This is a genomic window from Mycobacterium sp. ITM-2016-00317, assembly GCF_002968295.1.
GTDB lineage: Bacteria > Actinomycetota > Actinomycetes > Mycobacteriales > Mycobacteriaceae > Mycobacterium.
Genome location: NZ_CP134399.1, coordinates 2,774,564 through 2,800,025 on the forward strand (window position 1 = coordinate 2,774,564; position 25,462 = coordinate 2,800,025).

Annotated in this window: 21 protein-coding genes, 1 tRNA gene and 2 pseudogenes; 15 read left to right on the forward strand and 9 right to left on the reverse strand. The window is 67.3% G+C overall.

The features are described from left to right. Positions 1-6 precede the first annotated feature (6 nt). Together C6A87_RS13245 and C6A87_RS13250 are read left to right on the forward strand one after the other, a co-directional pair. Positions 7-757 (forward strand): annotated as a pseudogene (locus C6A87_RS13245) (succinate dehydrogenase/fumarate reductase iron-sulfur subunit). Between the two features lie 30 nt (positions 758-787). Further along, positions 788-2,191 carry an anion permease gene (locus tag C6A87_RS13250; protein WP_396837096.1) on the forward strand — a complete coding sequence of 468 codons (1,404 nt, stop codon included), beginning with the start codon at positions 788-790 and terminating at the stop codon, positions 2,189-2,191. Between the two features lie 57 nt (positions 2,192-2,248). On the opposite strand, the gene C6A87_RS13255 is transcribed toward C6A87_RS13250, so the two are convergent. Together C6A87_RS13255 and C6A87_RS13260 are read right to left on the reverse strand one after the other, a co-directional pair. Then, entirely contained in the window at positions 2,249-2,974 is a 726-nt protein-coding gene (locus tag C6A87_RS13255; RefSeq protein ID WP_396837054.1) for a cutinase family protein, read from the reverse strand. Between the two features lie 196 nt (positions 2,975-3,170). Continuing rightward, positions 3,171-3,247: transfer RNA gene (locus C6A87_RS13260), tRNA-Leu, on the reverse strand. A gap of 67 nt (positions 3,248-3,314) precedes the next feature. On the opposite strand from C6A87_RS13260, the gene C6A87_RS13265 reads away from it, so the two are divergent. The 6 genes from C6A87_RS13265 to C6A87_RS13290 all read left to right on the forward strand — a co-directional run bounded on the left by C6A87_RS13265 (position 3,315) and on the right by C6A87_RS13290 (position 9,293). Continuing rightward, positions 3,315-3,944 carry an ANTAR domain-containing response regulator gene (locus tag C6A87_RS13265; protein ID WP_311117628.1) on the forward strand — a complete coding sequence of 210 codons (630 nt, stop codon included), beginning with the start codon at positions 3,315-3,317 and terminating at the stop codon, positions 3,942-3,944. Positions 3,945-4,167: 223 nt separating this feature from the next. Beyond that, positions 4,168-5,379 carry a branched-chain amino acid ABC transporter substrate-binding protein gene (locus C6A87_RS13270; protein ID WP_311117629.1) on the forward strand — a complete coding sequence of 404 codons (1,212 nt, stop codon included), beginning with the start codon at positions 4,168-4,170 and terminating at the stop codon, positions 5,377-5,379. A gap of 138 nt (positions 5,380-5,517) precedes the next feature. Further along, positions 5,518-6,528: a branched-chain amino acid ABC transporter permease gene (locus C6A87_RS13275; protein WP_311117630.1), complete on the forward strand. Its 1,011-nt coding sequence runs from the start codon at positions 5,518-5,520 to the stop codon at positions 6,526-6,528. Beyond that, positions 6,525-7,670, forward strand: a complete 1,146-nt coding sequence (locus C6A87_RS13280) for a branched-chain amino acid ABC transporter permease (protein WP_311117631.1) — start codon at positions 6,525-6,527, stop codon at positions 7,668-7,670. The genes C6A87_RS13275 and C6A87_RS13280 overlap by 4 nt, the downstream gene beginning before the upstream one ends. Further along, the gene (locus C6A87_RS13285; protein WP_311117632.1) at positions 7,667-8,536 is read left to right on the forward strand and encodes an ABC transporter ATP-binding protein; all 870 of its coding nucleotides are present in this window, start codon (positions 7,667-7,669) and stop codon (positions 8,534-8,536) included. Before C6A87_RS13280 ends, C6A87_RS13285 begins: the two co-directional genes overlap by 4 nt. Continuing rightward, a complete protein-coding gene (locus C6A87_RS13290; protein ID WP_311117633.1) occupies positions 8,523-9,293 on the forward strand; it encodes an ABC transporter ATP-binding protein in 771 nt (256 codons plus the stop codon). The genes C6A87_RS13285 and C6A87_RS13290 overlap by 14 nt, the downstream gene beginning before the upstream one ends. Positions 9,294-9,378: 85 nt before the next feature. On the opposite strand, the gene C6A87_RS13295 is transcribed toward C6A87_RS13290, so the two are convergent. The 4 genes from C6A87_RS13295 to C6A87_RS13310 form a co-directional block, all read right to left on the reverse strand. Beyond that, on the reverse strand, positions 9,379-9,606 hold the full coding sequence (locus tag C6A87_RS13295) for a DUF167 domain-containing protein (RefSeq protein ID WP_311117634.1): 228 nt from the start codon (positions 9,604-9,606) through the stop codon (positions 9,379-9,381). Between the two features lie 93 nt (positions 9,607-9,699). Next, positions 9,700-10,899: a lipid-transfer protein gene (locus C6A87_RS13300; RefSeq protein ID WP_311117635.1), complete on the reverse strand. Its 1,200-nt coding sequence runs from the start codon at positions 10,897-10,899 to the stop codon at positions 9,700-9,702. Further along, positions 10,896-11,333 carry an OB-fold domain-containing protein gene (locus C6A87_RS13305; RefSeq protein WP_311117636.1) on the reverse strand — a complete coding sequence of 146 codons (438 nt, stop codon included), beginning with the start codon at positions 11,331-11,333 and terminating at the stop codon, positions 10,896-10,898. Before C6A87_RS13305 ends, C6A87_RS13300 begins: the two co-directional genes overlap by 4 nt. A 66-nt stretch (positions 11,334-11,399) precedes the next feature. Further along, positions 11,400-12,071, reverse strand: a complete 672-nt coding sequence (locus tag C6A87_RS13310) for an alpha/beta fold hydrolase (RefSeq protein ID WP_311117637.1) — start codon at positions 12,069-12,071, stop codon at positions 11,400-11,402. A 71-nt stretch (positions 12,072-12,142) separates the two neighbouring features. Here C6A87_RS13310 and C6A87_RS13315 point away from each other — a divergent pair, with 71 nt between their 5' ends. From C6A87_RS13315 to C6A87_RS13325, 3 genes are all read left to right on the forward strand, one after another. Further along, positions 12,143-13,045 carry a LysR family transcriptional regulator gene (locus C6A87_RS13315; RefSeq protein WP_311117638.1) on the forward strand — a complete coding sequence of 301 codons (903 nt, stop codon included), beginning with the start codon at positions 12,143-12,145 and terminating at the stop codon, positions 13,043-13,045. Between the two features lie 79 nt (positions 13,046-13,124). Beyond that, positions 13,125-15,812, forward strand: coding sequence for a DNA polymerase I (polA, locus tag C6A87_RS13320; protein WP_311117924.1), 2,688 nt, complete (start codon positions 13,125-13,127; stop codon positions 15,810-15,812). Positions 15,813-15,868: 56 nt separating this feature from the next. Next, on the forward strand, positions 15,869-16,678 hold the full coding sequence (locus tag C6A87_RS13325; protein ID WP_396837055.1) for a thioesterase family protein: 810 nt from the start codon (positions 15,869-15,871) through the stop codon (positions 16,676-16,678). Positions 16,679-16,713: 35 nt separating this feature from the next. Here C6A87_RS13325 and C6A87_RS13330 read toward each other — a convergent pair whose 3' ends face one another. Beyond that, complete coding sequence (locus tag C6A87_RS13330) at positions 16,714-17,904, reverse strand: PrsW family intramembrane metalloprotease (RefSeq protein ID WP_311117639.1); 1,191 nt, start codon at positions 17,902-17,904, stop codon at positions 16,714-16,716. Between the two features lie 151 nt (positions 17,905-18,055). Between C6A87_RS13330 and rpsA the strand changes: the two genes are divergently transcribed. From rpsA to coaE, 3 genes are all read left to right on the forward strand, one after another. After that, positions 18,056-19,498 (forward strand): 30S ribosomal protein S1, encoded by a 1,443-nt coding sequence (gene rpsA, locus C6A87_RS13335; protein ID WP_311117640.1) that lies wholly within the window; start codon positions 18,056-18,058, stop codon positions 19,496-19,498. A gap of 116 nt (positions 19,499-19,614) precedes the next feature. Continuing rightward, positions 19,615-20,841 carry a zinc metallochaperone AztD gene (aztD, locus tag C6A87_RS13340; RefSeq protein WP_311117641.1) on the forward strand — a complete coding sequence of 409 codons (1,227 nt, stop codon included), beginning with the start codon at positions 19,615-19,617 and terminating at the stop codon, positions 20,839-20,841. A gap of 25 nt (positions 20,842-20,866) precedes the next feature. After that, complete coding sequence (coaE, locus tag C6A87_RS13345; protein WP_311117642.1) at positions 20,867-22,087, forward strand: dephospho-CoA kinase; 1,221 nt, start codon at positions 20,867-20,869, stop codon at positions 22,085-22,087. Here coaE and C6A87_RS13350 read toward each other — a convergent pair. After that, entirely contained in the window at positions 22,084-22,608 is a 525-nt protein-coding gene (locus C6A87_RS13350; RefSeq protein ID WP_311117643.1) for a hypothetical protein, read from the reverse strand. The genes coaE and C6A87_RS13350 overlap by 4 nt on opposite strands. Positions 22,609-22,694: 86 nt before the next feature. Further along, a pseudogene (locus C6A87_RS13355) lies at positions 22,695-23,202 on the reverse strand (DUF402 domain-containing protein). A gap of 81 nt (positions 23,203-23,283) precedes the next feature. On the opposite strand from C6A87_RS13355, the gene uvrB reads away from it, so the two are divergent. Then, complete coding sequence (gene uvrB, locus C6A87_RS13360; protein WP_311117644.1) at positions 23,284-25,443, forward strand: excinuclease ABC subunit UvrB; 2,160 nt, start codon at positions 23,284-23,286, stop codon at positions 25,441-25,443. Positions 25,444-25,462: the final 19 nt, after the last annotated feature.

The following is a 25,462-nucleotide window of genomic DNA, read 5'->3' on the forward strand; positions in this document are numbered from 1 at the left end:
TCCACTGTGAAGCTGATATTGGACATCTGGCGCCAGGCCGATGCCGGCGTGGCGGGCGGTTTCGAAACCTATCGTGTCGATGACGCGGCGCCGGAGATGTCGCTGCTGGAACTGCTGGACCGGCTCAACGACGCACTGGTCGCCGAAGGCCGGGACCCGGTGGCCTTCGACTCCGACTGTCGGGAAGGAATCTGCGGGTCCTGCGGCATCACCGTCGACGGCCAGGCCCCACGGACCGCTGGCCAACACCCCGTCCTGCCGTCAGCACGTGCGGTCGTTCTCCGACGGCGCGCGGGTGCGGTTGGAACCGTTCCGGTCGACGGCGTTCCCGGTGGTGCGGGATCTGGTGGTGGACCGCTTTGCGCTGGACCGGATGATGGTCGCGGGAGGCAATGTCGCGGTGGACGCCGGCACCGCCGGCGACGCCGATGCCGAACCCGTTCCGCACGACGACGCCGAGTACGCGCTGGATTTCGCGGCGTGTATCGGATGCGGGGCGTGTGTGGCGGCCTGTCCCAACGGCGCGGCCCACCTGTACGCCGGAGCCAAACTGCTGCATCTGGCGGTCGCGGGCCGCGGCGGTCAGGAACGCGGCCGGCGCGCCAAATCGCTGGTGGCGCAGATGGAGTCCGACTTCGGGCCGTGTTCGAGTTACGGCGAGTGCTCGCGGGTGTGTCCGGAGAGCATCCCGATGACAGCCGTGGCGGCGGTCAACCGGGAAGTGGTGCGATCCCGGCTCCGAGGCAAGCCCGACTGAGAGCGGCGGACGCGGGTGAGCAGGCCTTGGGTGCCGTATCTGTGGAAGGCCGGAATTCCGGTGCTGGTCGCCGTGGTGGTGTATTTCCTGCCGGTGCCCGACGGTGTCGAACCGACCGGGATGCGCATGCTCGGCATCTTCCTCGGCACCATCCTCGGGCTGATCCTGCAGCCACTCCCGACCGGTGCGGTGGCGCTGATCGGGATGGCGGCGGCGATGCTGACCAAGACCGAGTCGGCCGCCAGGGCGCTGGCCGGATTCGCCAACACGACGGTGTGGCTGATCGTCGCCGCATTCTTCATTGCCGAGGGTTTCCTGATCACCGGCCTGGGCCGACGCATCGCGCTGATCTTCGTCACCCGCCTGGGGCGTTCGACGCTGGGATTGTCCTACGGAATGGCGCTGACCGATCTGATCCTGGCGCCCGCCACACCGTCGAACACCGCGCGGTGCGGGGGAGTGGTGTTCCCGGTGGTGGCCTCACTGAGCCGGCTGGAGGACTCCCATCCCGAACCCGAGGAATCGCGCAAGAGGCTCGGTGCGTTCCTCACCCTGACCGCATTGCAGGTCAACGTCGTCACCTCGGCGATGTTCCTGACCGCGATGGCCGGCAATCCGGTCGCCCAGGCGGCAGCTCGAGACTTTGGTATCGAGATCTCCTGGGGCCGATGGGCATTGGCGGCGATCGTGCCCGGAGCGGTGAGCCTGATCGCCGTGCCGTGGGTGATGTCGAAGATCTACCCGCCGACGGTCGACAAGACGCCTGAAGCGCCCGACGAGGCGCGAGCCCAGCTGCGCGAGGCCGGACCCATGTCGCGGCAGGAATGGATCATGGCCGCCACGTTCGTGTTGCTGTTGCTGCTGTGGTGCCTCGGCGACTTTCTCGACATCGATGCCACCACCGCCGCGTTCACCGGGATCGCGGTCCTGCTGATCACCGGCGTGCTGTCCTGGAAGAATCTGGCGGACAACACTTCTGCGTGGAGCACGCTGGTGTTCTTCGGTGTCCTGGTCGGCATGGCAGCCGAACTCAACCAGCTCGGGGTCATCGACTGGATCGGAGAGTCGGTGGCCGGATCAGTGGACGCGCTGCCGTGGCTGGCGGCGTTCGCGATCCTGACGACGGTCTACTTCTACTCGCACTACCTGTTCGCGTCCAACACCGCGCACATCGTGGCGATGTACGGCGTGTTCGTCGGCGCCGCGATCGCCACCGGGGCGCCGCCACTGTTCGCCGCATTGGTGTTCGGGTTCATCGGCAGTCTGTTCGGGGGGCTGGCGCACTATTCGTCCGGGCCAGCCGGCGTGATCTACGGATCGGGCTATGTCAAGACCGCGGAGTTGTTCCGCATCGGCTTCCTGATGAGCCTGCTCAACATCGCGATCTGGACGTCGATCGGCGGACTGTGGATGAAGGTCCTCGGCATCTGGTGAAGCCATGCCGCACCGGAAAACTGCGCACCGAACATCCCGAACACGCAGAGATCAGTCTCAGTTGGCGGCATCACCGCGCGGTGCTTGAAGCCTGTCGGCCACGAATTGTGCTGCCTGGTCGGCCATTCCGTTGCTCTTGTAGGCGCTGTGCGCGGCACGGTCGAGCCCGCCGGGGAAGCACACCGGATCCCCGGGGTCGCACAGTTGAATGGTCTTCGATGCATACAGGGGATCGACGGCGATCGAGGGAGCGTTGCGGTCGACGAGGTTGAGAAACCACGAATCCGGGGTGCCGAAGAGAGCTACGGCAGCGACGTGGGGAGCGACGTCCGCAGGCATCGGACCGGTGATATTCGGCGGCAGGATGAACCCCGGAGGTACTGCCGAGAAGGTGGTGTAGGCGGCGACGGCCGCACCTTGGGAGTATCCGCCCAAGACGATGTTGGTGTCGGGGCAGGCTGCCACGGTCGACTCGATCTGGTGGGCGGCATCGGCGACACCGTCTGCCGCGGTCTGAAAGTCGAGGGAGGCGGGGTAGTTCACCGGACGTACGGTCGCCGGTGTGGGGAGCCGGGTGTTGAGGGCATCGATGAAGGACTGTCCGGTCGCCCCGACACCTGGTGGTTCGAGGGTTCCGCGCGCGAACACGACTTCCACAGCAGGACACGCGGGAGCGGGTTGAGCGGTGGCGATGGCGGCGGTCTGCGTAGTCATCGTGGCTGCCACGGCGAGCGTCACGGCGAGTCGGCGGGCCCGGTCGGAGAAGTTGAGCGAGAAGATCATCCGGGCGCCCTTCGTGGATGTGACAGCGCACGCAGCCTAGACCCGCAGCTGTTATCCAGGGCATCGTAGCCCGGGTGTGCACACCGGTTGGTGCATTCGAATCACGGGATCGACAGTGGTCGCTCGGTCAACTTGGATCTGGCATGCAGACTGCGCAACACGGGTGTCTGGGCCGGTCGGAACTACACAACCTGCGTGGTGCCCTCGGTGAGATTCGAACTCACACTGTACGGGTTTTGAATCCGTTTCCTCTGCCAGTTGGGATACGAGGGCGCGGCCTACCACCCTAGATGATGGCCCCGCGCTCGCTCATCCGGCCCGTGCCGTTCACAATGTTGGGATGTCATCTGCTTCCGCGTCGCCGTCAGACGCCGTCGTCCCGCCGCGCCGTGTCCTGGTCGCCGAGGACGAGGCCCTCATCCGGCTCGACCTGGCAGAGATGCTCCGCGAGGAGGGCTACGAGGTCGTCGGTGAAGCCGGTGATGGGCAGGAAGCCGTCGAGCTGGCCGAGTCGCTGCGTCCTGACCTGGTGATCATGGACGTCAAGATGCCCCGGCGCGACGGTATCGATGCCGCCTCGGAGATCGCCGGCAAGCGCATCGCGCCGATCGTCATCCTCACCGCGTTCAGCCAGCGCGAACTGGTGGAGCGGGCCCGTGACGCCGGCGCGATGGCCTACCTGGTGAAACCGTTCAGCATCACCGACCTCATCCCGGCCATCGAACTGGCGGTCAGTCGATTCAGCGAGGTGGCCGAGCTGGAGAAGGAGGTCGCCAACCTCTCCGACCGGCTGGAGACCCGCAAACTGGTCGAGCGGGCCAAGGGTTTGCTGCAAACGAAGCAGGGGATGACCGAACCCGAAGCGTTCAAGTGGATTCAGCGCGCGGCGATGGATCGGCGCACCACGATGAAGCGGGTGGCCGAGGTGGTCCTGGAGACGCTGGATCCCCCCGCCGAGCCGACGGCCTAGCCGACGCAGCAGCCGGCACGGGCGACGCCACCGGTTAAGTCTGGGTTTCCACAACCGTTCTTTCGCCGTTTCAGCCGGGTTATCGGCGCGGCGCCTTTTCCAACACCACGCACGGGGGCGGCAGGTTGGTTATGGTCGTCGCGGAGCATCGCCGAAGTGTCGTTCCGGTTTGTGCACGGTCCGGCCCGCGGCGTCGAGCAGAACATCGAACCGGAGGTGATACGTGCGCGGTCGCGTGGCACGCAATGCATTTGCTGTCGGTAGTGCGGGTCTGATTGTGCTGGCCATGGCCGGCTGCAGCCAGAGCACGCCCGAGGAAGAGGCGTCGCAGACGAACCTCAGGATCGTGGAGAAGGTCCAGATCGACCAGAGCGGCGCCGAGGTCGCCGCATCCGAGGGTGCCGCACCCGCCGATCCGGCCGGTGACGGCAACGCCACCTGCCCGCCGGTGTCGATCGCCATGGCCGGTGCTCTCAACGGCCCAGACGCAGCCCTGGGCATCAATATCAAGAACGGTGTGCAGCTGGCGGTCGACAAGCACAACGAGGCGAACCCGGGCTGCCAGGTGCAGCTCATCCCGTTCGACACCGAAGGTGACCCGCAGAAGGCCACCGGCATCGCCCCCCAGATCGTCAACGACCAGTACACGATCGGCCTCGTCGGTCCCGCCTTCTCCGGCGAGACCAAGGCCACCGGCGGCGTCTTCGACCAGGCCGGCCTCGTGTCGGTCACCGCGTCGGCGACGAACGTCGACCTGTCCAAGAACGGTTGGCGTACCTTCTTCCGCGGGTTGGCCAACGACGGCGTGCAGGGTCCGTCGGTCGCCAACTACCTGAAGAACTCGCTGGGCCACAAGAAGGTCTGCGTCGTCGACGACAGCACCGACTACGGCCTGGGCCTGTCGCAGGCGGTCCGTGAAACCCTCGGACCCGTGGCCGACTCGGCGTGCAACATCTCGGTGAAGAAGGGCGACAAGGACTTCTCGGCAACCGTCACCCAGATCAAGGGCGCCGCGCCGGATTCGGTCTTCTTCGGCGGCTACTACGCCGAAGCGGCCCCGCTCGTCCAGCAGCTCAGGGACGGCGGATTCGAGGGCGTCTTCGCCAGCGCCGACGGCACCAAGGATCCCGAGTTCGTCAAGCAGGCCGGCGAATCGTCCAAGGCCGCGGTGCTGGCCTGCCCGTGCGGACCGGCCACCGGGTCGTTCGCCGACGAGTACACGGCGAAGTTCAACCAGGAACCCGGCACCTACAGCGCCGAGGGTTACGACCTGGGCACGATCCTGCTCAAGGGCATCGACTCGGGTGCGATCACCCGGCCGGCGCTGCTCGACTTCGTGCGCAACTACCAGGGTCAGGGTGTGGCCCGCGAGTACCAGTGGACCCCGGAGGGTGAGCTCACCACCACCCTGATCTGGATCTACGACGTCCAGTAACGGCTGAGGCGAAGCGCGTTCGAGCATCTGACTCGGGCGCGCTTCGTCGTTCTCGCCCAAGAACGCTGTCGCCCAAGAGCTCTGTCGCCCAAGAGCTCTGCCGCTCAGAACGACCTGTCGTGAGGAGTTTTCCGCCGGATGGACCTGGCCGCAAACATCAATTTCAACGTCGGAGCGCTGGTGGACAGCTTCTGGCAGTTGACGATCGACGGCCTGTCGTGGGGAGCGATCTACGCCCTGGTCGCTGTCGGCTACACCCTCGTGTTCGGGGTGCTTCGCCTGATCAACTTCGCGCATTCCGAGATCTTCATGCTGGGCATGTTCGGCGCGTACTTCGCGCTGGACATCATCCTGGGTTTCACGCCGAGCGGTAACGCCTACAGCAAGGGTGTGGCGCTGACGATCCTGTACCTGGGATTCGCGATGCTGTTCGCGATGATGGTGTCGGGCAGCGCGGCGGTCGGATTGGAGTTCGTCGCGTACCGCCCACTGCGCAAGCGCAACGCCCGGCCGTTGACGTTCCTGATCACCGCCATCGGGATGTCCTTCGTGCTGCAGCAGTTCGTGCTGTTCATCCTGCCCAAGCTGATCCCCGGCTACGGCGGCCCGAACGCTCAGCAGCCCATCGTGCTGGTGCAGCCCAAGACCCAGTTCGAGGTCTTCGGTGTCGCGGTCTCGAACGTCACCCTGGTGATCGTGGTGTCGGCACTCGTGCTCGCCGTGCTCACCGACACCGCGATCAACCGCACCAAGTTCGGTCGCGGTATCCGGGCCGTCGCGCAGGACCCGACGACGGCCACCCTGATGGGGGTGTCGCGAGAGCGCATCATCATGACCACGTTCCTCATCGGCGGACTGCTCGCCGGGGCGGCCGCGCTGCTGTACACCCTCAAGGTGCCCCAGGGCATCATCTACTCCGGCGGATTCCTGTTGGGTATCAAGGCGTTCTCGGCTGCGGTGCTCGGCGGTATCGGCAACCTGCGCGGTGCGCTTCTCGGCGGCCTGCTGCTCGGGGTGATGGAGAACTACGGGCAGGCCGTGTTCGGCACCCAGTGGCGCGACGTCGTCGCGTTCGCGCTGCTGGTGCTGGTGCTGCTGATCCGCCCGACCGGGATACTCGGTGAAAGCCTCGGGAAGGCACGGGTATGACGCGAATCATCGACTGGTGGGACGGACTGACCCGGGCCCAGAAATGGGTGTTCGGCATCGTCCTGTTCGCCGGGATCGCGCTGTCGCCGTTGTTCAAGCCGGGCTTCATCGATACCCCGGGCATCAGCTTCGGCGGCACCATGGCCCAGTTCGCGATGGTGGCGATCATCGCGATCGGGCTCAACGTCGTCGTCGGCCAGGCCGGACTGCTCGACCTGGGCTACGTCGGGTTCTACGCCGTCGGCGCCTACACGGTCGCGCTGTTGACCAGCCCGGAGAGTCCGTGGAACCAGATGAGCCCGCAGGGCATCCTGACCACGCCCTGGGCGTGGCTGGCCTGTGTGCCGCTGGCGATGGCGGTCACCGCGTTGAGCGGGCTGATCCTCGGCACCCCGACGCTGCGCCTGCGCGGTGACTACCTGGCGATCGTCACCCTCGGCTTCGGCGAGATCATCCGGTTGTTGGCCGACAACCTCGCCGACGTCACCAACGGGCCGCGCGGACTCAACCAGGTCGCGTTCCCGCATTTCCGCGAGGACCCTCAGCACCCTGAAGGGGTGTTCTCGGTGGCCAATTCGAGCGGCGACGCGAACTACGGCACCTGGTGGTTCTGGCTCGGGCTGATCCTGATCGTGGGGATCCTCTTGCTGGTCGGCAATCTGGAACGCAGCCGCGTCGGGCGCGCCTGGATCGCCGTCCGCGAGGACGAGGACGCCGCAGAGGTGATGGGCGTCAATGCGTTCAAGTTCAAGCTGTGGGCGTTCACCATCGGCGCGGCGATCGGCGGGCTCTCGGGTGCGCTGTACGCCGGACAGGTGCAGTACGTCGCACCGCCGACGTTCAACATCATCAACTCGATGCTGTTCCTGTGTGCGGTGGTGCTGGGCGGGCAGGGCAACAAGCTCGGCGTGATCCTGGGTGCGTTCATCATCGTGTACCTGCCCAACCGGTTGCTCGGCGTGCATTTCCTGGGCATCGACATGGGCAACCTGAAATACTTGTTCTTCGGCCTGGCGCTGGTGGTGCTGATGATCTTCCGGCCGCAGGGCCTGTTCCCGGCCCGGCAGCACCTGCTCACCTACGCCAGAGCCGCACGCAAACTGCTGCGGACCCAGCCCATGGATACGGAGCCGGTCAAATGACGTCGCCGCAGGACGGGGCCGCACCGGAGACCTTCGTCGACAGTGTCGCCGAACTCGCGAGCGTGCACCGCGAGATCCAGGCCGGCGAGGGCGAGGTGCTGCTGCAGACCAACGATCTGACCGTGAAGTTCGGTGGCCTGACCGCATTGGACGCGGTGACGTTCAACATCCGTCGCGGCGAGATCCTGGGCCTCATCGGACCCAACGGGGCGGGCAAGACGACGTGCTTCAACGCGATCACCGGCGTCTACCGGCCGACGTCGGGGTCGGTGAGCTTCGACGGCTCGACGATCGGCAGGATCAAGCGTCACCAGATCACCCGGCTGGGTATCGCCCGCACCTTCCAGAACATCCGGCTGTTCGGTGAGATGACCGCGCTGGAGAACGTGATGGTGGGCACCGACGCCCGCCACCACACCTCGGTGCCGGGTGCGCTGTTCCGCTCCCCGCGGCACCGCCGCGAAGAACGGTCGGCGATCGAAAGGTCCGCGGCACTGCTCCATTTCGTGGGGATCGCCCACCGCGGTGAGGAGAAGGCCAAGAACCTCTCCTATGGCGACCAGCGTCGACTGGAGATCGCGCGGGCGCTGGCCACCGAACCCAAGCTGCTGTGCCTGGACGAGCCCGCCGCCGGGTTCAATCCCAGCGAGAAGTCCGCGCTGATCGACCTGATCCGCAAGATCCGCGACGACGGCTACACCGTGCTGCTGATCGAACACGACATGCGGCTGGTGATGGGGGTGACCGACCGGATCGTGGTGCTGGAGTTCGGCCGCAAGATCGCCGACGGGCTGCCCGCCGAGATCCGCGAGGACCCCAAGGTCATCGCCGCCTACCTGGGAGTGCCCGACGATGAGCTCACCTGAGACCCCCGAGACCCCTGAGCGGCAGCCCGATTCGCGTCCGGTGCTGCTGGAGGTGCGTGACATCGTCGTGCACTACGGCCGGATCAAAGCCCTGCACTCGGTGTCGCTGACCGTGCACGATGGCGAGCTGGTGACCCTGCTGGGTTCCAATGGCGCAGGCAAGACCACCATGATGCGCGCGATCTCCGGGCTGTTGCCGCTGACGTCGGGTTCGGTGTGGTTCGACGGCAAGGACATCAGCCGCGTCAAGGCGCACAAGCGGGTGGCCGACGGCCTGATCCAGGCCCCGGAGGGACGCGGCGTCTTCCCCGGCATGACGATCATCGACAATCTTGAGATGGGTTGCTACGGAAGGAAGTTCGCGTCCAAGGCGGAGCACGACGAGCGGCTCGACTGGGTGTTGGAGACCTTCCCCCGCCTGGCGGAACGCAGAAGTCAGCTGGGTGGCACCCTTTCCGGCGGGGAGCAGCAGATGCTGGCCATCGGGCGCGCATTGATGGCGCGGCCGAAAGTGTTGCTGCTCGACGAGCCGTCCATGGGGTTGGCTCCGATGGTGATCTCGCAGATCTTCCGGATCATCGCCGAGATCAACGCCGCGGGCACCACGGTGCTGCTGGTCGAGCAGAATGCGCAGCAGGCCCTGAGCCGGTCGGACCGGGCCTACATCCTGGAGACCGGCGAGGTCACCCGCACCGGTGATGCTCGGGAGCTGCTGTCCGACACGAGCATCCGCGCGGCCTACCTCGGCGTCGCCTGACCCCTGCCTTCCTTGCGCGAGCGTGCGTGTCCGCGGGCGACATGCCGACGGAATTCCTGACTTTCCGCACGCTCGTGGCGGCCGATCAGCCGATGCGGAACCGTTTGAGTCGTGCCGTCGCGCCGCCGGTCAACTGGACGTCGCTGCGCGGTACCCCGAAGTGGTCGGCGAGCACCCGGATCACCGCGGCGTTGGCCTTGCCCTCGACTGCACGCTCTCGGACGTAGACGGTCAGCACGCCGTCGGGTCCGGTTTCCACCAACGGGCCCTTGCTGCTGCCCGGCTTGACCCGGACCGAGATCACCTCAGTCATGGGTCTATTGAGCCGTGAGCGTGCGCATTGTGGGGGATTTCCGCGGTGTGTTGGCCGCCGACACGCACGCTCGCGGTATGTCCCCGGGGTTGGTTAGCGGGCGACGATGACCGAGGAGCCGTGGCCGAAGAGGCCTTGGTTGGCGGTGATGCCGACGGTGGCGTTTTCGACTTGGCGGCCGGTGGCTTGGCCGCGCAGTTGCCAGGTGAGTTCGCAGACTTGGGCGATGGCCTGGGCCGGGATCGCTTCGCCGAAGCAGGCCAACCCACCGGAGGCGTTGACCGGGATGCGGCCGCCGACGGTGGTGGCTCCGGAGCGGAGGAGGTGTTCGGCCTCGCCCTTGGCGCACAGACCGAGGTGCTCGTACCAGTCGAGTTCCAACGCGGTGGACAGGTCATAGACCTCGGCCAGGGACAGGTCCTCGGGGCCGATACCGGCTTCGGCGTAGGCGGCGTCGAGGATCTGGTCTTTGAAGACGCGTTCGGGCCCGGGGACCACGGCGGTGGAGTCGGTGGCGATGTCGGGCAGCTCGGGCAGGTGCTGCGGGTATTGCGGGGACTGCAGGCTGATCGCCCGCACCGAGGGCACTCCCTCGACCGAACCCAGGTGTTTCTCGGCGAACGACTTGCTCGCGACGATCACCGCGGCCGCGCCGTCGGAGGTGGCGCAGATGTCGAGCAGCCGCAACGGATCCGACACCACGGGGGAGGCCAGCACGTCCTCGACGGTGGCGGCTTTGCGGTAGCGGGCGTTGGGGTTGTCCAGGCCGTGGCGGGCGTTCTTGACCTTCACGTTCGCGAAGTCTTCGAGGGTGGCGCCGTAGAGGTCCATCCGCAGGCGGGCCAGCATCGCGAAATAGACGGTGTTGGTGGCGCCGATGAGGTGGAAACGCTGCCAGTCGGGATCGTTCTTGCGCTCGCCGCCGACGGGGGCGAAGAAACCCTTGGGGGTGGTGTCGGCGCCGATGACCAGCGCGACGTCGCACAGGCCGGCCAGGATGTGGGCGCGGGCGCTCTGCAGGGCCTGCGATCCGGAGGCGCAGGCGGCGTAGCTGGAGGTGATCGGGATGCCGTTCCAGCCCAGCTTCTGCGCGAACGTCGCGCCGGCGACGAAGCCGGGGTAGCCGTTGCGGATGGTGTCTGCGCCGGCGACGAGTTGGATCTGGCGCCAGTCCAGCCCGGCTTCGGCCAGGGCAGCGCGGGCGGCCACGACGCCGTACTCGGTGAAGTCGCGTCCCCATTTACCCCAGGGGTGCATACCGGCACCGAGGATGTAGACCGGTTCAGGGCTCATGAGGCGATTCTCCAGGCGTGGACGATGCGCTCGACGCCGTCGTCGTCGACATACAGCGGCATGGTGGTCAGTTCCATCTCCATGCCGACCTTGAGGTCGGCGGCCAGGGTGCCCTCGACGACCTTGCCGAGCACGATCAGGCCTTCGGCGGCGAGTTCGACCGCGGCCACGGCGAACGGCTCGAAAGGATCCGGTGACGGGTAGGGAGGTGGTGGGGCGTACCGGTTTTCGGTGTAGCTCCACAGCCGGCCGCGCCGCGACAGTGGCACCTGGGCCAGGTCGTCGCCGTCACAGCCCGGGTTGGGGCAGTTGTTGGCTCGGGGCGGGAACACGAAGGTTCCGCACTGGTGACACTTGCCGCCGATCAGATACGGATCTCCGGACCCGTCCGTGGCGAACCACCCGTCGATCGCAGGCTGCGTGGAAGCTGACACGCGGTCAGCGTACCGAGTTCGGGGCGCAAAGTTGAAACGTGTTCCAGTTTTGTTCCGGTGAGCGGGCTAGCCGGCCTCCAGCAGGATGCCGAGAAGTTCGTCGGGACAGTCGCGCATCAGGTTGTGTTTGCCGTCGAGTTCGTGGCAGATCCAGGTCGGGTCGTCGCGCACCCGGTCGTAGGACGGCTGCAATGGTGACTGTGCGGGCCAGTCCCGCGCGTAGACGAACACCCGTCGGCGGAACCGGTCCAGTCCACCCTGTAGACGCAGCGGTTGCAGAAGTGTGGCCAGCGGATGCGGCGTCGCCCGCGGATCGAAGAACGGCAGCGGCGGCACGCCGAACCCGGTGTCGTCGACCCGGACGTACCAGCTGCGTTCCTCGTCGTCGACCAGATCCCAGCACCTTTCGCCGTCGCGCGGCACCACGGCGTCGACGAACACCAGTGCGTGCACCCGGTCGGGGATCCGGTCGGCGACACCGGTGATCACCATGCCGCCGTAGCTGTGCCCGACGAGGACGAGATCGGCGCCCGCGGAGGTGTCGTCGCTGATCGCGGCAAGCACGTCGGTGAGGTGGGTCTCCAGGTTGACCGCACCCGGCAGCAGGTGGGACCGCTCCGCGACCCCGGTCAGCGTGAGCGCCAGCACGTGATGCCCCTGTGCCCGTAGCGAGGCCGCGAGATCGTCGAAACACCATGCGCCGTGGCACATCCCCGGAATCAACACATACGTGCTCATGCTGTCCACGCTGCCCGCGGGTCAGCTATAAGTCCAATACAACCTTGTTCTCAAATTTATAATCGATGCTTATGGAGCTTCGGCAGCTGGAGTATCTGGTCGCGGTGGTCGAAGAACGCAGCTTCACCAGAGCAGCCCAGCGTGAACGCGTGGCACAGCCTGCCGTCAGCGCACAGATCCGCCGGTTGGAACGCCTGGTCGGACAGCCCCTGCTGACGCGCACGAGCCGGGAGGTGCGGCTGACTCAGGCCGGTGCGGCGCTGCTGCCCCACGCGCGTGCGGCGCTGGCCGCGGTGCGTGCCGCCCAGGCCGCGGTCGACGACGTCGCCGGCCTGGTGCGCGGCGCCGTCTCCGTCGGCACGGTGACCCTGCATCCGGTCGACACGGCACGGCTGATCGCCGACTTCCACGCCGATCACCCCGGCGTCGAGATCACGCTGAGCACCGACAACTCCGACGAGCTGCTGGCCGGGTTGGCCGACGGCAGGTTGGATGCCGCCATCGTGTCGATCGGTGTCGACGAGGAACCGGCGGGGGTGGACTACCAGGTGATCACCGACGAACCGCTGGCCGCCGCGGTCGCTCCCGGCCACCCTCTGGGGCGCCGCAAAACAGTGACGCTGCAAGGGCTTTGCGAGTTCGGGCTGATCTCGCTGCCGCGGGGGACCGGGCTGCGGTCGCGGCTCGACCAGGCGTGCGCGGCTGCGGGGTTGCGGCCCCGGATCGCGTTCGAGGCGACCAACCCGCAGGAGCTGGTGCAGCTGGCCCGCCACGGTCTGGGGGTCGCGCTCGTGCCGCAGTCGATGGTGGGCGACAGCGGGCTGCACGAGGTGCGGATCACACCGCGGCTGCGGGGCCGGCTGGTGTGGGCCTGGCGGGTGGACGCGGCCGGTCCCGCGGCGCGTCTGCTCAACGAGCGGGCCCGCGCGATGATTGCGGCGACGGGCGCACCGCCTGTCAGCCCGCATGCCTAGAGTGATGTCCGTGAGCCCTGCCAAGACTGCATCGGAGACCAAAGCCGGTAAACCGGAGGTCGGCGACAAGCCCACCCTGATGCTGCTGGACGGCAACTCCCTGGCCTTCCGGGCGTTCTATGCGCTGCCCGCCGAGAACTTCAAAACCCAGGGTGGGCTGACCACGAATGCGGTCTACGGCTTCACCGCCATGCTGATCAACCTGCTGCGTGACGAGCAGCCCACCCACATCGCCGCGGCGTTCGACGTGTCCCGCCAGACGTTCCGCAAAGAGAAGTACCCGGAGTACAAGGAAGGTCGTTCTGCCACCCCGGACGAGTTCCGCGGCCAGATCGACATCACCAAAGAGGTGCTCGGCGCGCTCGGGATCACCGTGCTGGCCGAGCCCGGTTTCGAGGCCGACGACCTCATCGCGACACTCGCGACGCAGGCCGAGAACGAGGGTTACCGCGTGCTGGTGGTCACCGGGGACCGCGACTCGCTGCAACTGGTGAGCGACGACGTCACCGTGCTGTACCCGCGTAAAGGCGTCAGCGAACTGACCCGGTTCACCCCCGAAGCGGTGGTGGAGAAGTACGGGCTGACGCCGGCCCAGTACCCGGACTTCGCGGCGCTGCGGGGCGATCCGAGCGACAACCTGCCGGGCATCCCCGGGGTGGGGGAGAAGACCGCGACCAAGTGGATCGTGGAGTACGGGTCGCTGCAGGCGCTGGTGGACAACGTCGACAAGGTCAAGGGCAAGGTCGGTGACGCGCTGCGGGCCCACCTGTCCAGCGTCGTGTTGAACCGCGAACTCACCGATCTGGTCAAGGACGTGCCGCTGGCGCAGACGCCGGACACGCTGCGCATGCAGCCGTGGGATCGCGACCAGATCCATCGCCTCTTCGACGACCTCGAGTTCCGCGTGCTGCGCGACCGCCTGTTCGACACCCTGGCCTCGACCGACCCCGAGGTGGACCAGGGCTTCGACGTCCGTGGTGAGGCGCTGCAGCCGGGGACCCTGGCAGGCTGGCTGGCCGAGCACAGCAACGGTCAACGCTTCGGTCTCGCGGTCGTCGGCAACCACCTGGCCTTCGACAGCGACGCGACCGCACTGGCCATCGTCGCTGCAGACGGCGACGGCCGCTATCTCGACCTCGCCGGCCTGGACCCCGAGGACGAGAAGGCCCTGGCCTCGTGGCTGGCCGATCCCGACGTGCCGAAGGCGCTGCACGAGGCCAAGCTCGCGATCCACGATCTGGCGGGCCGGGGATGGACCCTCGCCGGCGTCACCTCCGACACCGCGCTGGCCGCCTATCTGGTGCGGCCCGGCCAGCGCAGCTTCACTCTCGACGACCTCTCGCTGCGCTACCTCAAACGCGAGTTGCGCGCCGACAACCCTGAGCAGCAGCAGCTTTCGTTGCTCGACGACGGCGAGGGCGTGGACGACCAGGCAGTGCAGACTTTGCTGCTGCGCGCCAGTGCGGTCGTCGACCTGGCCGACGCGCTCGACGAGGAGCTCGCCCGCATCGACTCCTCGGCGCTGCTCGCCACCATGGAGCTCCCGGTGCAGCGGGTGCTCGCCGAACTGGAGACCGTCGGCATCGCGGTCGATCTGCAGATGCTCTCCGAACTGCAGAGCGAGTTCGCCGGTCAGATCCGGGACGCGGCCGAGGCCGCCTATGCGGTCATCGGCAAACAGATCAACCTCGGCTCACCGAAGCAGCTGCAGGTGGTGCTGTTCGACGAGCTGGAGATGCCCAAGACCAAGCGCACCAAGACCGGATACACCACCGACGCCGACGCGCTGCAGTCCTTGTTCGACAAGACCGGCCATCCGTTCCTGCAGCATCTGCTGGCCCACCGGGACGCAACCAGGCTGAAGGTCACCGTCGACGGCCTGCTGAATTCGGTTGCCGCAGATGGCCGTATCCACACCACGTTCAATCAGACCATCGCGGCGACGGGCCGGTTGTCGTCCACCGAACCGAACCTGCAGAACATCCCGATCCGCACGGAGGCGGGACGGCGGATCAGGGACGCGTTCGTCGTGGGAGGTCGCCCTCCGGGCTCCGGCGGAGGCACGGCTCTCGCCGAGCTGATGACCGCCGACTACAGCCAGATCGAGATGCGGATCATGGCCCACCTGTCCAGGGACGAAGGCCTGATCGAGGCGTTCAACACCGGGGAGGACCTGCACTCGTTCGTCGCCTCCCGGGCGTTCTCGGTGCCGATCGACGAGGTCACGGCCGAGTTGCGACGCCGGGTCAAGGCGATGTCGTACGGCTTGGCCTACGGGTTGAGCGCCTACGGGCTCTCCCAGCAGCTCAAGATCTCCACCGAGGAGGCCAAGGAGCAGATGGAGCAGTACTTCGCCAGGTTCGGCGGGGTGCGCGACTACCTGCGCGACGTGGTCGACCAGGCACGAAAGGACGGCTACACCTCGACGGTGTTCGGTCGGCGGCGGTATCTGCCTGAGCTCGACAGTAGTAACCGGCAGGTCCGTGAGGCTGCCGAGCGGGCCGCGTTGAACGCGCCGATCCAGGGCAGTGCCGCCGACATCATCAAGGTCGCGATGATCAACGTCGACCAGGCCATCAAGGACGCCGGGTTGTCGTCGCGGATGCTGCTGCAGGTTCACGACGAGTTGCTGTTCGAGGTGGCCGAGGGCGAGCACGACCGGCTCGACGCGCTGGTGCGGGAGCACATGGGTAACGCCTATCCGCTCGACGTACCGCTGGAGGTCTCGGTCGGCTACGGGCGCAGCTGGGACTCAGCGGCTCACTGAGCAGGGCCCGGAGCGATTATGTAGGGTTGCATACATAGTCGGCGAAAGGACTGCCCGTGCCCGGACATACGTTCGACACAGCGATCGCACTCGACACCACGGAAGTCAAGGGCGTGCTGCGTGGCCACACCTGCCCCGAATGGGCGAACATGGTCGGCCCGTTCGGCGGGGTGACCGCGGCCGCGCTGCTGCGCGCCGTGCAACTTCAGCCCGAGCGGATCGGTGACCCGGTCGCGTTGACGGTGAACTTCACCGCGCCCGTCCTCGACGGTGCCTTCGACATCGTCGCCAAGGCCGTGCGTACCAATCGCACCAATCAGCACTGGGTGGTCGAGCTGTGGCAGGAAGGCTCGGTCCGGACCAACGCCACCGCGGTGTTCGGCACCCGCCGCGACACCTGGTCGGAGACCGAACGGTCCCGACCGTCGGTGCCCGGCCCCGAGGACATCGCGCCGACCGGCCTGCCCGAGATCGTGGTGTGGGCGGGCAACTACGACATGCGCTACGTCGAGGGTGCCGTGCCCGATCAGGACAGCGGCCCGACGGAGTCCTCGACCACCACCCTGTGGGCGCGGGACAAGCGGGGCCGCGCACTCGACTTCCCGGCCCTGACCGCGCTCAGCGACATCTTCTACCCCCGCGTGTATCTCCGCCGCGGCGGGATGTCACCGGCCGGAACCATCTCGCTGACCACGTATTTCCACGCCGACGGCGACGAACTCGCGGCCGCAGGCGACGACTTCGCGCTGTGCCGGGCCCGGGCGAACCGGTTCTCGCGCGGCTACTTCGACCAGTCAGCGGAGATCTGGAGTCGGTCGGGCGAGCTGCTGGCCACCACGCATCAGCTGGTCTATTTCAAGGCCTGAGCGTCGGAGCGGCCTCAGGTCCGCGCCGCCGGTCATCAGCGGATCGGTGCCGGTGCGCGGTAGTGCGCCATCTGCTGAAGCGCGGGTGAACCGGCGCGCGCCGCATGCACGGCGTAGGTGTCCTCGTAGAGCAGCGCCACCGTCCGCTGGTCGGCGAAACCGCGGTCGATCCGGTCCCGGACGAACGCCAGCTCCACGACCTGCTGGGCGAACCGCTTGACCGACCGGCCTGCCAAGGGCCCACCGAACCGCGTGGCGGTCGCCACCGCCTGCTTGCGGGTCCGCATCGAACCCAGCCAGGTCGCCTCGTTCGGGGTGATGACCCCCGCGGCCACCATGCCGGGCAGCTTCTCGGCCACGATGCGCTGCTCCCGGCGCCGGCTGCTGACCGCCAGCAGGATCGCCGACCCGAACACCGGCATCATCCAGAACACATAAGTGCCGAAGTACGCGCCGGCGCCGAGGAGCGAGGAGCCGTTCCACATCGCGTGCAGCACCACCGCCGCGAGATAGCCCAGCAGGATGCACCCGGCCTTGGCAAGCGCGCTGCGCTTCTGCAGGGCGAACCACACGCCGAGGGCGAACATGGTGGTGAACAGCGAATGCGCGAACGGTCCCATCACCAGTCGAAGCGCGGCGGTGACCAGCGAATCGGCCAGCGATTCGCCGTTGGCGATGTAGAGGATGTCCTCCAGCCACGCGAAGCCGGCGCTGGCCAGGCCGGCGTAGACCAGGCAGTCGGTCAGCGAGTTCATCTCGTTGCGGCGCGCCCCGGTCATCATGATCAGCAGAAACACGCCCTTGGCCGCCTCCTCCGTCACCGGCGCGCCGATGACCAGCGTGAACGGGTTGACCCCGGATGCGGCCGGGTCGACCGACGGGTTGAGCCACACGTCGAGGAAGATCTGCAGGATCGCGGAGAGGATCACCGCGACCGACGTGCCCCAGATGAACGCGAAGAGCAGCAACCGCGGCGGTTCGGGCTCCCACCGGTCCAGCCACAGATAGGCCAGCACCACCACGGCCATGGCCATGCTGGACAGCACGAGCCCGATACCGGTGCCGACCGGGTTGGCCAGGGTCAGCAGGATCACGAGCAACCCGGCCAACGTGCCCAGGGCGATGAGCAGGCCCAACGGCGCCCCGACGGTGCGCACGCGCCGCGCGAAGGGCGCTCCGAACTGATGGAATCGGTGGGGCCCCCCAGGAGCGCCGGTGTACGACACGTCAGCAGGGTAGCGGGTCGGGGAAGGGGGGTTTGTCCTGCGTGGACTCAGTCGAGTAGCCTCGACACGTACCTGTGTGTTCGATTCGCGGGTGCCGCCAACAAAACATCACATGTCCCTACGATTAAACCTGTCCGGAGCAACCCACCACATGCCAAGTCCCTCCATCACCTCGCCGCAAGTAGCCATCAACGACATTGGCTCGGCCGAGGACTTTCTCGCCGCGATCGACAAGACCATCAAGTACTTCAACGATGGCGACATCGTCGAAGGCACCATCGTCAAGGTCGACCGTGACGAGGTTCTGCTCGATATCGGTTACAAGACCGAAGGCGTCATCCCCTCCCGCGAACTCTCCATCAAGCACGACGTCGACCCCAACGAGGTCGTTTCCGTGGGCGATGAGGTGGAGGCCCTTGTCCTCACCAAGGAGGACAAGGAAGGCCGTCTGATCCTGTCCAAGAAGCGCGCTCAGTACGAGCGTGCCTGGGGCACCATCGAAGAACTCAAGGAGAAGGACGAGGCCGTCAAGGGCACCGTCATCGAGGTCGTCAAGGGCGGCCTGATCCTCGACATCGGCCTGCGCGGCTTCCTGCCGGCATCGCTGGTGGAGATGCGTCGCGTCCGCGATCTGCAGCCGTACATCGGCAAGGAGATCGAGGCCAAGATCATCGAGCTCGACAAGAACCGCAACAACGTGGTGCTCTCGCGCCGCGCCTGGCTGGAGCAGACCCAGTCCGAGGTGCGCAGCGAGTTCCTCAATCAGCTCACCAAGGGCGCCATCCGCAAGGGTGTGGTCTCCTCGATCGTCAACTTCGGCGCCTTCGTCGATCTCGGCGGCGTCGACGGCCTGGTGCACGTCTCCGAGCTGTCCTGGAAGCACATCGATCACCCGTCCGAGGTGGTTCAGGTGGGCGACGAGGTCACCGTCGAGGTGCTCGACGTCGACATGGATCGCGAGCGGGTTTCGTTGTCGCTCAAGGCGACTCAGGAAGACCCGTGGCGCCACTTCGCCCGCACCCACGCGATCGGCCAGATCGTGCCGGGCAAGGTCACCAAGCTGGTTCCGTTCGGCGCGTTCGTCCGCGTCGAGGAGGGCATCGAGGGCCTGGTGCACATCTCGGAGCTCTCCGAGCGCCACGTCGAGGTTCCGGACCAGGTCGTCCAGGTCGGCGACGACGCGATGGTCAAGGTCATCGACATCGACCTGGAGCGTCGCCGTATCTCGCTGAGCCTCAAGCAGGCCAACGAGGATTACTCCGACGAGTTCGAGGCCTGGAAGTACGGCATGGCCGACAGCTACGACGACCAGGGCAACTACATCTTCCCCGAGGGCTTCGACGCCGACACCAACGAGTGGCTCGAAGGCTTCGAGAAGCAGCGTGACGAGTGGGAGGCGCGGTACGCCGAGGCCGAGCGCCGCCACAAGATGCACACTGCGCAGATGGAGAAGTTCGCCGCTGCCGAGGCTGCCGAGGCCGCCAAGCCGGTCTCCAACGGATCGTCGCGGTCCGAGGAGTCCAGTGGCGGCGGATCGCTGGCCAGCGATGCGCAGCTCGCCGCTCTGCGGGAGAAGCTCGCAGGCAACGCCTGACAGTTCTGATCGAAGGCCCCGGCTCCCTGTGGAGTCGGGGCCTTCGTCATCTCCGGGGGACACGTGCACATATCGCTTTTTGACAATGATTTTCATTAACGGGTTGGATCGTCGCCATGACGACAACCCGACTGCTTCCTCTCCTGTCCGTGGCACTGCTCGGCGCGGGATGCGCCACCCCCGCCGGCGCGCCGTCCGCCGACCCGACCGCCGCCGACACCGTCCGGGCGGCACCGACCGAGCGGGCCACGGCGACGCCGCGACTGGCGCTCAGCTACGACGGCGGAGTCCTTGTCGTCGACGCCGACACCCTGGACCAGGTCGCCGACATCCCGGTGGAGGGCTTCGTCCGGCTCAACCCCGCAGCCAACGGGCGGCACGTATTCGTCTCGCAGACCGATGGATTCGCCGTGCTCGACATGGGGACCTGGACCGACGCACACGGCGACCATGGTCACCACTACACCGCGGAACCGGTGATGACCGACCTCCGCTTCGGAGGTGACCAACCTGGCCACGTCGTCGCCCACGACGGCAAGGTGACCCTGTTCAGCGACGGCACCGGCGCTGCCGAGGTGGTCGACCCGCACGCACTGCTCGACGGCGTCGCCGTCGCCGAGACCCGGGTCACCACAACACCGCACCACGGGGTCGCGGTGGCCCGGGAAGACGGCACCGTCGTGGTGAGCGTCGGCGACGACGACGGCCGGACCGGCCTCCAGATCCTCGACGCCACCGACAGCGTGATCGCCGCCGACGACCGGTGCCCCGGACTGCACGGGGAAGCCGCGGCCGCCGCCGGAGTGCTGACCTTCGGCTGCGAGGACGGGCTGCTCATCGTGCGCGGCAACGACATTCAGAAGGTTGCCAGCCCAGATCCCTACGGGCGCATCGGGAACCAGGCCGGAAGCGATGCCTCGACTGGGGTTCTCGGCGATTACAAGACCGATCCCGACGCCGAAATCGAACGGCCACAACGGTTCACCCTCACCGACACGGCGACCGGCACGCTGCGCGTGGTGCCGCTGGGCACCAGTTACAGCTTCCGATCGCTGGACCGCGGCGCCGACGGCGAAGCGGTGATCCTGGGCACCGACGGGGCGCTGCACGTCTTCGACCCGGTCAGTGCGCAGCGGATCGGCCACTTCGGCGCCGTGCCGGCATGGACCGAACCCGACGAATGGCAGTCCCCGATGCCCGATCTGCACGTGCAGGACGACGTGGCCTACGTCAGTGACCCACGCGCCCGGCGTCTGCTGGCGATCGACCTCGCCGACGGCGCCGTCCTTGCCGAGACCACGCTGGCTCACCCGGCGATCGAGATGACTGGTGTCGAAGGCTGAGCCTGCGGCCTGACACACTGGGGCGGTGCTGCGCATTGGGTTGACCGGAGGAATCGGGGCAGGCAAATCGACGGTGTCGTCGACGTTCAGTGAACTCGGCGGCATCGTCGTCGACGGCGACGTGATCGCCCGCGAGGTCGTCGAGCCGGGCACGCCAGGCCTGGCCGCCCTCGTCGAGGCCTTCGGCGAGGAGATCCTGCTGCCCGACGGCGCTTTGAACCGGCCCGCTCTGGCCGCGATCGCGTTCAGTGACGAGGCGAAGCGGGCCACACTCAACGGCATCGTGCATCCGCTTGTGGGGCAACGGCGTTCGGAACTGATCGAGAGCGCCAAGGAGGCCGGGGGAAATCCCGTCGTCATCGAGGACATCCCGCTGCTCGTCGAATCGCAGATGGCGCCGATGTTCCCGCTGGTGATCATCGTGCACGCCGACGAGGACCTGCGGGTGCGGCGGCTCATCGAGTACCGCAGTTTCTCCGAGGAGGATGCCAGGGCCCGCATCGCGGCCCAGGCGAGCGAGGCGCAGCGCCGCGCCGTGGCCGACGTGTGGCTGGACAACTCGGGCAGCGCGGGGGAGCTCGTGGAGAAGGCCCGCGCGCTGTGGCACGAGCGCATCCAGCCGTTCGCCCACAACCTCGCGGCGGGCTCCCCGGCATCGGCGGCACCCCAACTGGTTCCGGCCGATCCGCAGTGGCCGGCGCAGGCGGAGCGGATCCTGGCCCGGCTGCGGACCGCCTGCGGGCACCGGGCGGTGCGGGTCGACCACATCGGTTCGACCGCGGTGCCGGGACTGGACGCCAAGGACGTCATCGACGTCCAGGTCACCGTCCCGTCGCTGGAGGTCGCCGACGAACTCGCCGACGCGTTGCACGGGGCCGGCTACGTGCGCACCGCGGTCACCTCCGACGTCGGTAAGCCCGACGGACGCAGCACCGTGGCCGAGTTCGACCACTCCGGCAGCGCCGACCTGTGGCACAAGAGGCTGTACTGCTCGGCGGACCCGGGACGTCCCACCAACGTGCACGTGCGGGTGCAGGGCTGGCCCAATCAGCAGTTCGCGCTGCTGTTCGTGGACTGGGTGACCGCCAACCCCGCCGTGCAGGCCGAGTACCTGGCGCTCAAGCGCCACGTCGCCGCGCAACAGCCGGCAACGACGGGCGCCTACGCCGAGGCCAAGGAGCCGTGGTTCCTCGACAACTACCGCCGGGCCTGGGAGTGGGCGGACGCGACGGGCTGGCGACCCTAGGGCGCGTCCGACTCCGGCTGCGGCACCGCCGGTGCCGCGGTGTCGATCGGCAGGTTCAGCGGGGCCCCGCACTGCAGCACGCCGTAGAGCGGGTCGTCCTTGGGCCGGAACAACCGCGGGGCGATGAACTGGTCGGCCTTCGCGACGATCTGGTCGTCGACCAGGATCTCGCAGTGCAGGTTCGACCCGTACGGCCATTCGATGGAAAGCTCCATGCCGGCCTGCGCGGGGTCGGCGAGCACCGCGTTGATCTCGAAGGTCTGACCCGGCAGCAGCGTGGGCTGCGCGCTGTTGACGTTCTCGTCGTCCATCCGGTAGGCCACCACCGCTCCCCGTGAGGTGCCGTCGGCACGCGCACGGTAGAGCACGTTGTGCAGGATCTCGGGCTCAGCGGGCGCCGGCGCGACCTCGGTACCGGGACCGGGCGGCTGAGCCGAGGCGACCGGGGCGGCCAGCAGGGCGACCGACAGCGTGGCTGCGGCGGCCGTCGCAGCGGTCCGCATGCGCTTGGCGGGAACCATGGATCCAGAGACTACCGTCCGCCGTTGACCGGACACGTGCACAGTCGTTGCCATCAGGATCAAGATCGCCGGTCTGCAGCAAACCGTTACACGCCGCGCCAGGTGAGCGGCATCCCAGCCTCCGACAGCCAGGCGCCCAGGTCATAGCCGTGCCGGGCGAGCGCTTCGACGGTGGTCAGCGCGGTGCACACGGCGCGCTCGGCCGCTTCCGGGGTCAGTAGTCCCTCGCCGAGGGCGGCGACCAGTTCGTCGACATCGGTCACCTGCACGTCGCGGCCGGTGCGCAGGACGAGATCGACGTAGTGGTCCGTGCCCTCCCAGCGGGTGCTGCCCGCCCGGTACTCGCCGATGTCGAGGTAGAAGTCCTGGTCACGCTCGTAGCCGGGGTTGAAGTGGAACACCGTCGCCCGCAGGTTCAGTGCGGGCAGCAGCCACGACTCCAGGTAGTGGAACTGCGCCCGCCCGGGCGCGGGCCGGGCCATGTACAGACCCCACGGCCGGACGGTGTACACGTCGACGGCCCGGACGATGCCCTTGGGATCGGTGTTGGTGCCGGCGTTCGAGGTCGAAGATCTCGTACTTGGGAGGATGGATGCAACCAGCATAAATGCAGGCCGGCGGCGGTGCCGCGCTGTGGGAACAGAACCTGTCGGTGTCAGGTTCTACCCTGGTGAGATGGCTTTTGCGACCGAACACCCAGTGCTTGCGCACTCGGAGTACCGCCCCGTGGACGACGTCGTCCGCTCCGGCCGGCGTTTCGAGGTGGTCAGTGAATACGAGCCCGCCGGAGACCAGCCCGCCGCGATCGACGAACTGGAACGCCGGATCCGCGCGGGGGAGAAGGACGTCGTGCTGCTGGGTGCGACCGGCACCGGTAAGTCGGCCACCACGGCCTGGCTGATCGAACGTCTGCAGCGCCCCACCCTGGTGATGGCGCCGAACAAGACACTGGCCGCGCAGCTCGCCAACGAGCTGCGGGAGATGTTGCCCAACAACGCCGTCGAGTACTTCGTGTCCTACTACGACTACTACCAACCCGAGGCGTACATCGCCCAGACCGACACCTACATCGAGAAGGACAGCTCGATCAACGACGACGTCGAGCGGCTCCGCCACTCGGCGACCTCGAACCTGCTGTCGCGCCGCGACGTGGTCGTGGTCGCGTCGGTGTCGTGCATCTACGGCCTGGGCACCCCGCAGTCATACCTGGACCGCTCCGTCGAGCTCAAGGTCGGCGACGAGGTGCCCCGCGACGCGCTGCTGCGGTTGCTCGTCGACGTGCAGTACACCCGCAACGACATGTCGTTCACGCGCGGCTCGTTCCGGGTCCGCGGAGACACCGTCGAGATCATCCCGTCCTATGAAGAGCTGGCCGTGCGCATCGAGTTCTTCGGCGACGAGATCGAAGAGCTGTACTACCTGCATCCGCTGACCGGCGACATCGTGCGCAAGGTCGACTCGCTGCGGATCTTCCCGGCCACCCACTACGTCGCCGGGCCGGAACGGATGGCGCAGGCGATCACCAGCATCGAGGCCGAGCTGGAGGCGCGCCTGGCCGAGTTGGAGGGGCAGGGCAAGCTGCTGGAAGCTCAGCGCCTGCGGATGCGCACCAACTACGACATCGAGATGATGCGCCAGGTCGGCTTCTGCTCCGGCATCGAGAACTACTCGCGGCACATCGACGGCCGAGGCCCCGGCACCGCGCCGGCGACGCTGATCGACTACTTCCCCGAGGACTTCCTGCTCGTCATCGACGAGTCGCACGTCACCGTGCCGCAGATCGGCGGCATGTACGAGGGCGACATGTCCCGTAAGCGCAACCTCGTGGACTTCGGCTTCCGGCTGCCCTCGGCGGTGGACAACCGCCCGTTGACCTGGGAGGAGTTCGCCGACCGGATCGGCCAGACGGTCTACCTGTCGGCGACACCGGGCGCCTTCGAGCTGAGTCAGGCAGGCGGCGAGTTCGTCGAGCAGGTCATCCGCCCGACCGGCCTCGTGGATCCGCAGGTGATCGTCAAACCGACCAAGGGCCAGATCGACGACCTGATCGGCGAGATCCGCAAGCGCACCGAACGCGACGAGCGGGTGCTGGTCACGACACTGACCAAGAAGATGGCCGAGGACCTGACCGACTACCTGCTGGAGATGGGGATCCGGGTCCGCTATCTGCACTCCGAAGTCGACACCCTGCGCCGGGTGGAGTTGCTCAGGCAGCTGCGGCTGGGGGAGTACGACGTCCTGATCGGCATCAACCTGTTGCGTGAGGGCCTGGACCTGCCCGAGGTGTCGTTGGTGGCGATCCTCGACGCCGACAAGGAAGGCTTCCTGCGTTCGCCGCGCAGCCTGATCCAGACCATCGGGCGCGCCGCGCGAAACGTCTCCGGCGAGGTGCACATGTACGCCGACAAGATGACGGATTCGATGAAGCAGGCGATCGACGAGACCGAGCGTCGCCGCGCCAAGCAGATCGCCTACAACAAAGAGCACGGCATCGACCCGAAGCCGTTGCGCAAGAAGATCGCCGACATTCTCGATCAGGTGTACCGGGAGGCCGACGACACCGAAGCGGTCGAGGTCGGGGGCTCCGGTCGCAACGCGTCGCGCGGCAGGCGGGCGCAGGGCGAGCCAGGCCGCGCGGTCAGTGCGGGCGTGTTCGAGGGCAGGGACACCTCCAACATGCCGCGTGCCGAATTGGCCGACCTGATCAAGGATCTGACCGCGCAGATGATGACCGCGGCACGCGACCTGCAGTTCGAGCTCGCGGCGCGGATCCGCGACGAGATCGCCGACCTGAAGAAGGAACTGCGCGGCATGGATGCCGCGGGCCTGAAATGACTTGAGCTCAACCGCTGTT

Coding starts and splice junctions, on each gene's coding strand:
- uvrB (WP_311117644.1), top strand. CDS start 23,284: ATGGCTTTTGCGACCGAACACCCAGTGCTTGCGCACTCGGAGTACCGC.
- C6A87_RS13275 (WP_311117630.1), top strand. CDS start 5,518: ATGGACCTGGCCGCAAACATCAATTTCAACGTCGGAGCGCTGGTGGAC.
- C6A87_RS13300 (WP_311117635.1), bottom strand. CDS start 10,899: ATGAGCCCTGAACCGGTCTACATCCTCGGTGCCGGTATGCACCCCTGG.
- C6A87_RS13280 (WP_311117631.1), top strand. CDS start 6,525: ATGACGCGAATCATCGACTGGTGGGACGGACTGACCCGGGCCCAGAAA.
- aztD (WP_311117641.1), top strand. CDS start 19,615: ATGACGACAACCCGACTGCTTCCTCTCCTGTCCGTGGCACTGCTCGGC.
- C6A87_RS13310 (WP_311117637.1), bottom strand. CDS start 12,071: ATGAGCACGTATGTGTTGATTCCGGGGATGTGCCACGGCGCATGGTGT.
- C6A87_RS13350 (WP_311117643.1), bottom strand. CDS start 22,608: ATGGTTCCCGCCAAGCGCATGCGGACCGCTGCGACGGCCGCCGCAGCC.
- rpsA (WP_311117640.1), top strand. CDS start 18,056: ATGCCAAGTCCCTCCATCACCTCGCCGCAAGTAGCCATCAACGACATT.
- polA (WP_311117924.1), top strand. CDS start 13,125: ATGCTGCTGGACGGCAACTCCCTGGCCTTCCGGGCGTTCTATGCGCTG.
- C6A87_RS13255 (WP_396837054.1), bottom strand. CDS start 2,974: ATGATCTTCTCGCTCAACTTCTCCGACCGGGCCCGCCGACTCGCCGTG.
- C6A87_RS13315 (WP_311117638.1), top strand. CDS start 12,143: ATGGAGCTTCGGCAGCTGGAGTATCTGGTCGCGGTGGTCGAAGAACGC.
- C6A87_RS13265 (WP_311117628.1), top strand. CDS start 3,315: ATGTCATCTGCTTCCGCGTCGCCGTCAGACGCCGTCGTCCCGCCGCGC.
- C6A87_RS13295 (WP_311117634.1), bottom strand. CDS start 9,606: ATGACTGAGGTGATCTCGGTCCGGGTCAAGCCGGGCAGCAGCAAGGGC.
- C6A87_RS13285 (WP_311117632.1), top strand. CDS start 7,667: ATGACGTCGCCGCAGGACGGGGCCGCACCGGAGACCTTCGTCGACAGT.
- C6A87_RS13290 (WP_311117633.1), top strand. CDS start 8,523: ATGAGCTCACCTGAGACCCCCGAGACCCCTGAGCGGCAGCCCGATTCG.